This is a genomic window from Methanofervidicoccus sp. A16 (assembly GCF_003351865.1).
In the GTDB taxonomy this organism is placed as follows: domain Archaea; phylum AGJL01; class Methanococci; order Methanococcales; family Methanococcaceae; genus Methanofervidicoccus.
The window spans coordinates 510,130-523,080 of sequence record NZ_CP022242.1 but is presented as its reverse complement, the minus strand read 5'-3'; the positions used below and the strand labels follow the sequence as shown (position 1 = coordinate 523,080).

Below are 12,951 nucleotides of genomic sequence, written 5' to 3'. Positions count from 1 at the left end.
TATGATAAGAGAGATATCAGTTAAGGGCCTAAGAAGTCCTGAGATACTTGTTGAATCTGTACTCAGGAAGATGAAGAAGGGACTACTTATTGTTGAAACAGATGGGGAGCATCAGATAAAGGCTATAAAGGATCTTGCAGATAAGATGGACTACAAGGTAGAGGTTGACAACAACATCGTTAAAATACACGTTGGAGATATCGAAACTTCTAAATCTATAAACGTTGTTGGGGCAACCTGTCCAGGGCCTATAATGATAGTATCTGATATACTGGAGAAGATGAATGTTGGAGAGGTATTGGAGATAATAGCAGGTAAAAATGCTCTAACAGATCTAACAGAGGGACTGAAAGGTATTGGTCATGAGATACTCTCTGTTGAGGAACTGGAAGATGGGAACTATAGAATACTGGTGAAGAAGGGAGAGAAGAAAAAGGAGGATCTTAAATCTGTAAATATAGATGAAATATTTATCATAAACACCACAGGTACTGGAAATGCAGAGAGAGCGTACTCCACCTTTATGATGGCAGATATTGCCCTAAGGATGAAGTTGAAACCAACTATATTTCTCATGTTAGACGGTGCCAGTTTAGCCCAGAAAGGTGAATGTGATAAGGTAAAACATCCAGCATTTCCCAAGTTAAGTGATCTAGTGAAGGATGTTGTAAAGAAGGGAGTCAAGATCTACGTATGTGAGTTAAGTGCAGAGTTTAGAGGGATCACTAGAGAGAATCTAGACGAAGGTTTCGAAATTGCAGGGGCACCTACATTCTTTAACTACCTCTCAAAACCTAACGTTAGGCCTGTGTGGTTGTAAGTGTCTGGTGTTCTCTAAGACAGTAAAAGATATATAAAAATATTAGAAGGTGGTTAAATTGGGTGATAGTGTAGTATCCTTAGTATCTTTAGCTGTACTTTTTGGTAGTATGCTCTCAGGATTTGCTACCTTTAGATTAACAGGAATGAGACTTATGCCTCACTTTGTATCTTTAATACTTGCCTTTATATTTACTTTACTTTCACTGATATTTTCTAACAGTATAATATTTTACCTTGCAATACTTCTACAGATACTCACTCCACTTACTATATGTAGTACTATCTGTAATATACTAAAAACACAGTTCCAAAATACTGGGATATACTCTGCCCATCTTGGTTTTATGGGTATGTTGTTGATTTTAGCACTGGGTAATTTACTGTTCTTCTAAAAAATAATTATAATAAATATAAAAATAAAAAATCTCAAAAAGAAAAAAAAGATAAAAAATTCTTAAAAAAGGTTTAACAGAAATTTCCATCTGTTTTTTTAGTATCTGGTATAATCTACGGGATAATTTTTTTCATATTTTTTATTATAATTTTCAATAACTTTTTTCTTATTATTATTTATTTTAACTTATTTAAATTTTTTAATATTTTAAAAGTATATTATCTCCAACCTCAACACCTACAAACTGGGCTACAGGGGAACACTTAGCCTTAAATATATAGTATATTGGTTTATCAATGGAGTACTCAGTTAAACTCTCAAAGTTGCCCATTCCCTTGGCAATAATTATATCTGCCCTCTCAAACTCCCTTAAGAACTCCTCAGAGGATTCTTCTAAATCAATTCCTATAACATCATAACCTGTGGTTATTACCTTTACCACCTTATCGAGACCTACGTATTTAGCATCTTCCAGTGTAGCATCGTTCAATATAGGACCTCCTTTTACAGAGGCTATAACTTCACAGTATTCCTTTAACTCTTCAATGAGTATCTTATCAAAGGTTATCTCACCTGCGTTATCACATATATAGAGTATTTTATTATACTTCTTTAGATCCTGAAATAGTTCCCTACTGTGATCGATCTTTAACTCTCCCTCTAAGGTCTCCTTTAACTTCCTATCTATGTCCACATCTGTACTATAGGGACCAAAGTCAATTACATTTCCTGCAATGGCTAATTTTACCTTATACCTTAATCTCTCCAATGGAGGTTTATCCTTGTACTTTTTTAGATCCTCCTCTATACTCTTAAGATATTCCATAGCCAACTTATTGGCCCTATCTTTTAGACACCTGTAGGGATCCTTGTTGCCACTTATCCTTTTAAGGTATCTATGTACCTTAGTTCCCATCCAGGCGGGAACAGCGTCAGGACCATAAACCTCCTTTATACATGAGAGGGTAGAACTCACCAGTTTAAACTGTACTTCCTCCTCCTTGGATATCTCCTTAACAGCATCTACAACCTGCCTTACAATACATATGGCGCACTCTGGTTTAATCTTCAAGGGATCACCCTTTAATTTTATACCTCTCCAAAGAGGGAGATAGAGAGGGATTTACCTAAATACACTGCCAATATACACCCTACAACATTTAAGAGGATATTCAATACTACCTTAATGATAAAACCCTTTTCCAATAGGAAGAGATTTTCATAACTGAATGTAGAGAAGGTAGATAGGGCTCCACAGAATCCTGTGACTATAAGAAACCTATACTGGGGATAGATCTCATTCAAAGGTGAGTACATAAAGAATCCCATTATAAAACTACCTATTAAATTAACTCCGAAGGTTCCTAGGGGCATTTCAAATACAACAGGTATTGTGTTACTTAAAATATACCTAGTCACTGCTCCAAGGAATCCTCCAAGTCCAATTAAAAGAATCTCTTTCAGATTTTGGGACAACTCCAACATGAATACTAACACCAAAAAATGTTTAATATGTTCTTCCCACTGCAATGTATTTTTCCCCATTGTATTCAGTTGTTCCAAGAATGGACGCCTCTATCTTCTCCTCAAAGTCTTCATTATAGATACTCTCACTGTAAGGTATTAAGGCTATTCCTTTTTTCTCCTTAAGTATTTCTTTAACTCTGTTTCCAACCTCTTCAATTGGAGCATCTTCGGTGTAATCTACAAGGGTAATGTATTTTTCCATCCTCTCTTTAGCCCTCTCTCTCAGGTTATCCTTTATCCTCTCTAGGAGATTTAATATTTCATCTTTAACCTCCTCTTCTTTTATTTGATACTTCTCCCCTGTATCTCTCCTGTAGATAGTAACCATCTTATTCTCTACGTCCTTTGGACCCACCTCTATCCTAACTGGCACCCCTCTAAGTTCCCAGTCGTTGAACTTCCTCCCTGGTCTAATGTCTCTATCGTCTATTTTTACTCTGATCCCTGTTTCCTTTAACAGGTTGTACAACTCTGTTGCTTTATTTTCTACAATCTCTCTCTTTCCCTTAAACAGTAGAGGTACTATAACCACCTGGATTGGAGCGACGTTAGGAGGTAGAATAAGGCCTTTCTCATCTCCATGGATTGCTATAATTGAGGCTATTGCCCTGTCAGATATACCGTAGCATGTTTGATAAACGTAATCTTTTCCTCCTTCTAATGTTTCAAACTCTAAATCAAAAGTCTTTGAAAAGTTCTGTCCCAAATTATGGACAGTACCTATCTGTATCGCTCTACCATCTGGGAATATGGTATCAAAGGCTACTGTATACTCAGCACCTGGGAATTTATCCCACTCTGGCCTCCTAGATACAATAACTGGAATGCCTAACTCATGGAAAAACTCTTTGTATATCTCTATAGCCTCTTTAACCTGATTTTCAGCATCTTCCATTGTTGCATGGGCGGTATGTGCCTCCTTAAATGTCATTATCTCTCTCAACCTTATAAGGGGTCTTGTATGTTTTGTCTCGTATCTGAAGGTATTTACAACCTGGAATAGTTTTATAGGGAGGTCCTTATGTACCTTTATCCACAGTTTCATCATATAGTATATGGATGTCTCAGAGGTAGGTCTCAGTGCAAGTTTTACCTCTAGGGGCTTTTTCCCCCCATGGGTTACCCAGAATACCTCGTCCTCAAATCCCTTTATATGTTCTCCCTCCTTTGCAAGAAGATCCTCAGGAATAAGTAGGGGAAAGAGGACCTCCTCATGCCCCCTTTCCTCTAATAGCCTTCGTAATATATCAAAGGTATATCTCCTAATCTTAAATCCATATGGTAGGTAGACACCACAGCCCTTTATAGGATATCTAACATCGTATATTTCAGCCCTCTCCAATATTTCACTGTACCACTCTGAGAAATTCTCCAAGTTATCACCTTTCACCGTCTTTAGAGGTTTGGAATTTAAGGATGTAAAATATATTGTTTTTTAGTTTTTATATTTAATTTATCAATAGAATAAAAAATATTAAAAATAAAGTATATTCAGGAAACATCTTGAATGTAGAATATTACTCTAGTTCCCATCAAAATGATAATTTAAAGAATAATAAGGATAATTATAAAAAAATAATTATGATAAAAAAGAAAATTTAAAAATAAATAATAAAATAAAAATGTTTAAAAAACAGAAAACTCCTATCATCCTAGATACAAACTAATTTTAAAATAATATTGAAGGAGAATGGTCCTCTGAAGATCTTCTAATACAGGGATTCAGAATAAGATCATAAGATCTCCTATCTTAACTAAGGGTTCCGGAAAGATCTTAGGATATTTAATGATTTTTATATTGATTTATTATTCTTTTAATCACTACTGATGGGAACTAAGGTAGAATATTTTATTAACCGAAAACTTTATATATATGTATGTTATATTCTAATGATGGATTTAATCGCAGGGGTTGCCAAGCCTGGCCAACGGCGCTGGACTTAAGATCCAGTCCCATAGGGGTTCGGGGGTTCAAATCCCCCCCCCTGCACCATTTTTATTTTTAGAGCATTATATTGATGAATTTATATATATAATTATAATATTTATTACTTTTTTATATTAGATCGACAATTAAGAGTTAAGTATGATTACTTTTAGGTGAAGGTATGATAAGATGGACTGCATACAAGATTAGACCAGAAGAGTTCTTAGAAAATGAGGTGGTAGATAATACCTTAATTATAGAGGGTAAGAGAATACATCGTGTTAGGATACTGGGAGAAGTAAAGAAAGTATCTGAAACCTCCATACTTATGTTTGAATTAGAGGGAGGTGTAATTGTTAAAGATTTTGAAAAGAAAGGAAAGGATATTAAAGAGAAGGATCTTATAGATGTGATTGGAAGAGTTAGTCAATTTGAAGGATCTCCTTATATTTCTTTAGAACTTTATAAGATAAGGAATGAGAATAGGGATAAATGGAGGGAATTAAGAGATCTGGAGATTGAAATAACAAGGAAGTATATGGAGGATGAAGGTGAAAAGAGCCCTAAAGATTACAGTGAAGGCGATAAGGAGGATTTAATAAGTGAGGAGATGTTTGAAGACGTATACAGAGAAGAGGGGGATATAAAAGATATGGTTTTAAAAATAATAAAGGATAGAGAGTCTGTGGGATATGAGGAGTTGTTAAAGATAGTTAAAATAGACGAATATGAACTTGACAAAATTCTGGAAGAGTTGCTGGAGGAAGGTTACATATACGAACCTAAAGCCGGTATTTATAAAGCAGTACAATAAAATAGTATTGTGAGAGGATGGACAGAAAGTATGTCATAGTGGGGATATTTTTATTGATAGTACTACTACTATTGACTCTTATTATTGGAGCTACTGTACTATTTATAGGCGTAGGTGAGATTTCGGGAGGGAATATTGCGAGGATAGATATAGAGGGAATGTTAATACTTCGCCCCCAGGATAGCTCTTTCTTTAAAGAGGATATCGGTGTTGAGGACTATATAGAGGCTTTAGATAGGGCAGAAAAAGACCCCACCATTAAAGCAATAATCTTAAGGGTAAATAGTCCTGGGGGAGAGGTTATAGCAAGTGAGAAACTTGCAAGAAAGGTCAAAGAAGTATCTAAGAAGAAACCTGTTATAGCCTATATTGAAACTGTAGGTGCATCGGGAGCCTATATGGCAATAGCACCTGCAACCTGTATAGTGGCAGAAAAACACTCTATCGTCGGCAGTATTGGAGTTAGAATGGATATGATCCAGTACTATGAACTTATGAGAAAACTTGGTGTAAATGTAACTGTAATAAAGGCTGGAAAATACAAAGATATAGGATCTCCCTATAGACCTTTAACACCAGAGGAAAAGGAGTACTTAGAGAGTATAATAAACGAGATCTATATGGATTTTGTTAAATGGGTTGCAGAGAACAGAAACATGACAGTTGAAGAGACACTGAAAGTTGCTGATGGTAAGATATACTCAGGATATGGTGCTAAAAAAGTTGGTCTTGTGGACTACATAGGAACTGAAGAGGATGCTGTGGAAATGGCCAAGAAATTGGCAAATATATCCAACCCAGCGATTGTTGATTATACGCCCCACACATACACTGGATTTTTTAACCTAATGTCACAGTTGATATATAATTTAGGTTATGGGATAGGAAAGGGATTTGGTGAAGAGATAGATGAAGAGGCATATATGTTCTTCCCTCAATGATTATTTAAAAAAATATTTTATTATGTTTTATCTTTTTTAACTGATTTGTTATGAAACTAAGAAATAAAATTAAATAAAATAATAAAAAACACTAGAAAAATAAGGGTAGAAAATTCTGTCATGATACAAAATTCAGTTAGAGAGGATCTTCTTTTTTCATAATTCCGGAAATATAGAGAAACTTCTTAAGTTTAAATTTTTACAAATAGCTTCTTCTTATTTTAACATATTATCATAATTTTGGCAAAATTAATTATTATTACTATAACCAAAAAATAACCTATGAGAATTTTGATTAAAAAATAATATAATTATAAAAAATAATTTAAAATTAAAATAATAAAAAATAAAGAATTGTAAAAGATTAAATATATCTAAAAAGAATAATACACAGGTTGGTAAGTAAAAAATACTGGAGAAGTAGAATAGGAATTTTCATCAACCTTCTTTTTAAGAATTTTTAGTTTCTTTTTTAATTTTAAATTATATTTATTTTAATTATTTTTGTATAATGTTTTTGTATAAATGTTTTATTCAGGATTTTTAATGAAATTTAAAAGATATAAAAAATTAATAAAAAATGAAATAAAAAGTTTTATAGATAAAAATAAGAATCTCTTGTTGATAAGACCCTACCTATAGAGTAAGGATGAAAGATAACCTATTTAGGGAAAAAAGATTTTAATAGATCTATTCTAAATTACCTAAAGTTTAGAATCTCTCAAAAGAACACAATAAAAGGATGGTTTTTATAGTTTTTAATATTTAGGATTATTCTATTTTACAATTAATTATTTCTATATTTACCCTATAATTCCCCATCAAAAGGATAATTTTAAAAAAATAATAAAGAATAATTATAAAAATAAAAAAAATAAAAATAATTATAAAAATTAATAAAAATAAAAAATAAAGAAAAAGGTTTAAAATAAAAACTTCTATTTATCTCAAATACAGAAATTTTAACAAAGAAGATTGGGGGAGAATAACCCTCCGAATACTCTCTAATACAGGGATTCAGAGTAAGATCTCCTATCTTACCTAAGTGATTAGAAAGATCTTAGGGTATTTAATGATTTTTATATAGTTTTATATTGATTATTTTAATCATGTTTTTATTTAACAATTATCATTTTCATTGTTCTTTTAATCACTACTGATGAAAACCAGGGTTTTTTCTAGTCTTTTTTATTATTTTTATTATTTAAATCGTTACTTTGATGGGAATTAAGGTTCTATATTTTTTTATAATCATTATGTTTTTCCAAACCATACCTCTCCTATAATATAGAAATTAAACCTAATCAGATAACAAAACTTTAAATATTGTATAGTTATTTAATTCTATTAAAAATATCAGAGATAACCATGGAAATTGGAATATTGGATATAAAAGGATCCCTTCCATGTTTTGAAAACTTTGGAGATCTGCCTACCTTAGCAGTTAACGAGGATAATATCCATACTATTAAAGATTTAGATATGTTGATAATACCAGGAGGCAGTCTTATAGAAAGTTTCTCTCTAAATGAGAGATTAAAAAAATACCTTCTAGAATTTGATGGGATACTATTCGGAGTATGTAGTGGGTTTCAGGTACTATCTAAAAGGGTGGATATAGGGAGGAAAAGCCAGTATCCAATATTCAGGGAGGGGTTAGGTCTGTTAGATGTGGAATTTTCTCCCTTAATATGTACAGATAGGGTAGAGTTTAAATTGATGGATAACTGTATCTTTGGAAAATGTGGAGATAGGGGAGAAGGGTTCCACTGTCATACCTACGGAGATATAAAGTTAGGTAAGGGGGTGAAGGTACTAACAAGGTCCAAAGTTAAAAAGTTGAACTATAGGTATCTTAAAGAGGAGAGTTATATAGTCTCTGGAGTATATTGGAAGAATATATACGGTACTATGGTTCATGGATTTTTAGATAACGAAAATATAAAGAGGAGTTTATTGGAGAGTTTAGGAGTAGATGAGGAGGAGTATAAGGCTATACTAAATAAGAATAGGGATTTAAAAGAGAAGTTGAAAAGAAAATCTATAATATACCCCAATAGAAAAAGACATGAGAAAGAAGAAGAGGAAAATAAAAAAAGAGGAGTAATTCTCCTATCTACAGGTTCCCAATCTGGAAAAACTTTTTTATTAACTAGTATAGTCTCCAAATTAGATGGAAAAACGTTTGTTGCGAAGATCGGTCCTGATGTTAGGGATATCGTTCCATCCCTCTATATCTTAAGGGAGCCTATGTTGAAGTACAGTAGTATAAAAATTGGAGATAGAGGATGGTGTGATGTTGAGGAGTTTTTAAGGTTTGTTGAGGAGTCTGATTATAAGTACTATATAGTGGAGGGCGTTATGGGTGCCTTTACAGGTGCCCTAAGGGAAAAGAACTACAGTAGTGCTGAGGTGTCAAAACTTCTAGGTTTTCCAGTGTATGTTATATCCTCCTGTAGTAAAGGGGGTATTGAGGGAGCCTTTGTAGAGGGTTTAAGTTATTACTCCCTTCTAAAGAGTATGGGGGTGGATGTAAGGGGCATAATATTAAACAGGGTTTACGACTTTCAGATCTTTGAGAAGGTTAGGAAGATAGGAGAGGAGATAGGGGTAAAGGTAATAGGTGTTAAAAAGGGAGAGGGTGGGGATAGTAGAGGATTTATACCTGAGGTAGAGATAGACTACGAGAGTTTCTGTAGAAGTGCCATGGGGTTAGACTTTGAGTTGGAGATTCCTCTAATAGATACAGATAAGAGGATGAAGGAGGGTAAAAACTTTGAATACTATCTTAAAAAGTGGGCTCATAAGTTTTTAGATTTAGATATGTCATTGTAAGAGTTTTTTCTAGTTTTTTAATCATTTAATTAAAATAATAATTATTGTTGATAAAATAAAAATAATTATATAAAAATAAATAAATCTAAGGAAAAAATCATAAAAAAGAAAATAAACTATTAAATATTTTCAAGAGTCTTTATTAAATAAATACTAAGATTTGATGGAAAATTCATCCTTTCTTCGATATATTAAGGAGTAAAGAGTAGATATATTTATATTCGAGGTTTTACTCTTTAAACAACTTCTTCATTATTTTTTATTATTATTTTTATCCTAATTATATTTTTAAATCATTACTTTCCGACTAAAAATTAAGATAAATTATTATTACCTTATAATTACTAAATTAATCCAACCCGTCGTAATCTCCCAAAGGCTCCTCCTCTCTATTTCTCTCACTGTAGGATCTCTCCCATATTCCTACAATATCTAAATCCTCCCCTCCGTATCTACCGTTAAATTTGTTTATCTTAACAAGGGCTGGGATACTTAGAGCGGGGCCTATTATTATAGCCTCTCCTACATTCAACCCAGGGAGTTGTTTAAGGAGATCCTCACTTAAACTCTCTGAAGCCTGTTGTACATGTTGTTGATCGTGAGGTTCAATTAACTTCGAGATAATAAGGTTATTACACTGTGAGAGTGCCTCGGGGTCCAAGGTCTTAGGTCTCTGGGATACTAAACAGAGACCTACTCCAAATTTCCTACCCTCCCTCGCTATCCTGGATATATGGAGTTTCGATCTTGTATTCCTGTTCTTTGGAATAACGAGATGAGCCTCCTCAAGTACTATAAATATAGGTTTTGGATAACCTTCCCGAAGTGCCCTCTTTCTATCTGCCAGTATCTCCTTTGAGATATAGGATATAATAATATCCATGTCATTTTCATCTAAGCCCTCTAAAGGTAGTATATTGATGTAATTCTCCTTTATCTTCTCTATAGGGTTGTAGTGTAGGGTTATAAGATGATTCTTAAACTTCAACATATCCTTAAGTCTGAATATTGCAGTATGTATACTGTCAGCGTCCCTCCTACTCTCCTCTAAGAAACCCTCCAACTCATTTATAATACAGTTTATATAGTCCTCTGCAGACTGGAAATCACTTTCCCTGTACTCCTTCTTTATATTATCTATGGCCCTTCTAATATAGGGCCTCTGTTTCGTAGCAGCAGCATCTACTCCGGCGAGATCTGCTAGACTATCACTACTTATCTCGTATACGTTTATCTTCGGTTCTATGATATTAATCCTCAACCTGTTATTATCGTCGAAGGACTCTATATACTTGTACTCTCCATGTATATCGAAGACAAGTACTGTAGCCTTCAACCTGTTTAACTCCGAGAGGAGTACTGCAACGGTGTTAGATTTTCCCATCCCAGTTATAGCCAGTATTGCCAAATGTCTAGAACATAACATATTGACATCTAACTTTACAGGTATATTTTTAGATAGCAGTCTTCCTATCTCTATGTGTCCCTCGGAGAACATCCTTTTTAAAACCTCTTCACTGGCTGAATATACCTCTGTACCTGGTTTTGGAGGTATCTTAGGTATCTTCTTCTCCTCCACATCTCCTAATATCTTTATCTTACCTATAACCTGGTAGGAATCCTCCCTCTCCAATTTTCTCAATTTTAATATATCTTCTACACTTAACACCTCGTTGAAGATAGGACAACTTTGCATAACCCCCTCTATCATACCTAAAACTTCCCTTCCATTTGGATACTCTATAGAGACATAACTACCTACTTCAGGTATTTTATTTGATAGAAATGTAACCTCCGTTGTTGTAGTCTCCCCCACTATATACCCTATAACCTCTCTCCCATCTTTCATAATATCCCCTTATTTAACTACTAAATTGGCACCAAGAGATCTCATCACAGAGATAAAGTCTGGGAAGGATACCTTTACACTCTCCTCCCCCTCAATTACAGTCCTCCCTTCTGCCAAAAGTCCTGCAACTGTAAATGCCATTACAAGCCTGTGATCTCCATAGGTGTTCAACTTAGCACCCTTCAACTTTCCTACCCCCTCTATTACAAGTCCATCAGGTTTCTCCCTTATCTTAGCACCCATCTTCCCCAACTCTACTGCACAGGCATGTAGTCTATCACACTCCTTGAATCTAACATGTTCTCCGTTGTAAATTTCAGTTCTACCTTCAGCAAAACATCCCAAGACGGCGATAGTAGGCACAAGATCTGGTATATCCTTTACATCTATAGAGATACCCTCAAGGTGATAAGATCCCTCTATTATTAATCTATCCTCCTTTACCTTGATATGGGCACCCATCTCCCTTAAAATACTAACTATTCTTTTATCCCCCTGTTTAGAGTTTTGAAAGAGATTTTTAATGACAATCTCAGAGTTCAAAAGTACTCCAGCGGCGATGATGTAGGAGGCAGAGGAGTAATCTCCCTCAACTGTATAATTACAGGGCTTATACCTCTGATTTCCCTCTACAAGAAATCTACCATATCCCTCATTATCTTTCACTACCTTTATCCCAAACCTCTCAAGTACATCCATAGTTATATCTAAGTAGGGGGCAGACTTTAAAGGTGTAGTTAGTACTATCTCACTGTCCTCCTGAGAGAAAGGTAGTGTCATCATAAGGGATGTAATAAATTGGGAACTTACGTCTCCCCTTATTTTTACAAGGTTATTCTTTATCTTCCCACCTTTGACAACTACAGGAGGGGTACCGTCCATCTTAGAGGAAAAAGCGGTAATATCCAGTTGATTCAATGCATCTAATAGAGGCCCCATAGGCCTTCTCCTTATAGACTCATCTCCAGTTAATATAGCGTAGCCCTTAGGTATCTGGGAGGAGATACCTGTAAGTATTCTTAAAGTTGTACCACTGTTTTTAACATCTATAACGTTATCAGGTGTCTTTGGACTGTTGTAATTCCCTTCCACAACCCATGTATCCTCCCCTATATCTATATTGGCTCCTAAAGATATACAGCCATTTACAGAGGATAGACAGTCTTCACTGTTAAGAGGATTTACAATCTTAGACACTCCATCTCCCAGGGATGCACATATTACAGCTCTATGAGTGTAGGACTTTGAAGGTGGTGCATTTACAGTCCCTCTAAGTTCCTCTGTTCTCTCCACTATAAGCATAATATTTCACCAGATAATTTTTAATATATTAGGAATTTCAAGATGTGCTGAAAACATGTGAGAAAAGATGATATAAAAAATTATGGTTAAGTATATAATAATTTTAGGATATAGTAAAACAGAACATAAAAAATAAGGAAAAATTTAGTTAATAGAAATTCCCCTCTTTTCCTAGTGCTAAGTGTAAGGTAAAGGATAACAGTGGGGAATTTTATTCTTTTCACTAAGTATTAATTCTTTATTAGGGCACATTAGCAATTTAAAGATTTTTATTTTTTGATCAAATTATTATTTTTATTAAGATTTCCAGGATTGTTCTTAAGTACAGTGGTTTTGTTTAAAGTTATAATTAAAAATTATTCAAGAAAAATAAGATTCCAAGACTTTATTTCTAAGAACTTATATTAGTGAGATCTATTTATTTAATATTCTTAATTAATTTTTGGGATTTTTATAGATTAATTTTATTAATCCTAGACAGTTGTTGTATGATGTAAATAAAATTATATTAAAAACATATTCATCCCTAAATACTGGAGA

General features: G+C 33.9%; 10 protein-coding genes and 1 tRNA gene. 6 read left to right on the top strand and 5 right to left on the bottom strand.

The features are described from left to right. Position 1 precedes the first annotated feature (1 nt). Together CFE53_RS02455 and CFE53_RS02450 are read left to right on the top strand one after the other, a co-directional pair. On the top strand, positions 2-820 hold the full coding sequence (locus CFE53_RS02455) for a sulfurtransferase TusA family protein (protein ID WP_148120319.1): 819 nt from the start codon (positions 2-4) through the stop codon (positions 818-820). A 58-nt stretch (positions 821-878) separates the two neighbouring features. Then, positions 879-1,214 carry a DUF5400 domain-containing protein gene (locus CFE53_RS02450; protein ID WP_172456345.1) on the top strand — a complete coding sequence of 112 codons (336 nt, stop codon included), beginning with the start codon at positions 879-881 and terminating at the stop codon, positions 1,212-1,214. A gap of 201 nt (positions 1,215-1,415) precedes the next feature. Here CFE53_RS02450 and CFE53_RS02445 read toward each other — a convergent pair whose 3' ends face one another. Genes CFE53_RS02445 through proS form a run of 3 tightly spaced genes read right to left on the bottom strand, consistent with a single transcriptional unit; the run spans position 1,416 to position 4,118 of the window. Beyond that, positions 1,416-2,288 carry a DUF89 domain-containing protein gene (locus CFE53_RS02445; protein WP_148120318.1) on the bottom strand — a complete coding sequence of 291 codons (873 nt, stop codon included), beginning with the start codon at positions 2,286-2,288 and terminating at the stop codon, positions 1,416-1,418. Positions 2,289-2,305: 17 nt separating this feature from the next. Continuing rightward, positions 2,306-2,701 carry a fluoride efflux transporter CrcB gene (crcB, locus tag CFE53_RS02440; protein WP_148120317.1) on the bottom strand — a complete coding sequence of 132 codons (396 nt, stop codon included), beginning with the start codon at positions 2,699-2,701 and terminating at the stop codon, positions 2,306-2,308. Between the two features lie 22 nt (positions 2,702-2,723). Continuing rightward, positions 2,724-4,118 (bottom strand): proline--tRNA ligase, encoded by a 1,395-nt coding sequence (gene proS / locus CFE53_RS02435; RefSeq protein WP_148120316.1) that lies wholly within the window; start codon positions 4,116-4,118, stop codon positions 2,724-2,726. Positions 4,119-4,648: 530 nt separating this feature from the next. On the opposite strand from proS, the gene CFE53_RS02430 reads away from it, so the two are divergent. The 4 genes from CFE53_RS02430 to CFE53_RS02415 all read left to right on the top strand — a co-directional run bounded on the left by CFE53_RS02430 (position 4,649) and on the right by CFE53_RS02415 (position 9,260). Next, positions 4,649-4,736 (top strand) — tRNA-Leu (locus CFE53_RS02430). A gap of 115 nt (positions 4,737-4,851) precedes the next feature. Further along, positions 4,852-5,484, top strand: coding sequence for a winged helix-turn-helix domain-containing protein (locus CFE53_RS02425; RefSeq protein ID WP_148120315.1), 633 nt, complete (start codon positions 4,852-4,854; stop codon positions 5,482-5,484). Positions 5,485-5,501: 17 nt separating this feature from the next. Further along, positions 5,502-6,425: a signal peptide peptidase SppA gene (gene sppA / locus CFE53_RS02420; protein WP_148120314.1), complete on the top strand. Its 924-nt coding sequence runs from the start codon at positions 5,502-5,504 to the stop codon at positions 6,423-6,425. A 1,368-nt stretch (positions 6,426-7,793) separates the two neighbouring features. Next, a complete protein-coding gene (locus CFE53_RS02415; RefSeq protein WP_148120313.1) occupies positions 7,794-9,260 on the top strand; it encodes an AAA family ATPase in 1,467 nt (488 codons plus the stop codon). A 349-nt stretch (positions 9,261-9,609) separates the two neighbouring features. Here the strand turns inward: CFE53_RS02415 and CFE53_RS02410 are convergent, their stop codons facing one another. Together CFE53_RS02410 and aroA are read right to left on the bottom strand one after the other, a co-directional pair. Then, on the bottom strand, positions 9,610-11,109 hold the full coding sequence (locus tag CFE53_RS02410) for an ATP-binding protein (RefSeq protein ID WP_148120312.1): 1,500 nt from the start codon (positions 11,107-11,109) through the stop codon (positions 9,610-9,612). A gap of 9 nt (positions 11,110-11,118) precedes the next feature. Further along, entirely contained in the window at positions 11,119-12,411 is a 1,293-nt protein-coding gene (gene aroA / locus CFE53_RS02405; RefSeq protein ID WP_148120311.1) for a 3-phosphoshikimate 1-carboxyvinyltransferase, read from the bottom strand. Between the last annotated feature and the right edge of the window lie 540 nt (positions 12,412-12,951).

Excerpts from the sequence above, each read along its gene's own strand:
- CFE53_RS02455 (WP_148120319.1), top strand. The coding sequence starts at position 2 with ATGATAAGAGAGATATCAGTTAAGGGCCTAAGAAGTCCTGAGATACTT.
- CFE53_RS02425 (WP_148120315.1), top strand. The coding sequence starts at position 4,852 with ATGATAAGATGGACTGCATACAAGATTAGACCAGAAGAGTTCTTAGAA.
- CFE53_RS02415 (WP_148120313.1), top strand. The coding sequence starts at position 7,794 with ATGGAAATTGGAATATTGGATATAAAAGGATCCCTTCCATGTTTTGAA.
- crcB (WP_148120317.1), bottom strand. The coding sequence starts at position 2,701 with ATGTTGGAGTTGTCCCAAAATCTGAAAGAGATTCTTTTAATTGGACTT.
- aroA (WP_148120311.1), bottom strand. The coding sequence starts at position 12,411 with ATGCTTATAGTGGAGAGAACAGAGGAACTTAGAGGGACTGTAAATGCA.
- sppA (WP_148120314.1), top strand. The coding sequence starts at position 5,502 with ATGGACAGAAAGTATGTCATAGTGGGGATATTTTTATTGATAGTACTA.
- CFE53_RS02410 (WP_148120312.1), bottom strand. The coding sequence starts at position 11,109 with ATGAAAGATGGGAGAGAGGTTATAGGGTATATAGTGGGGGAGACTACA.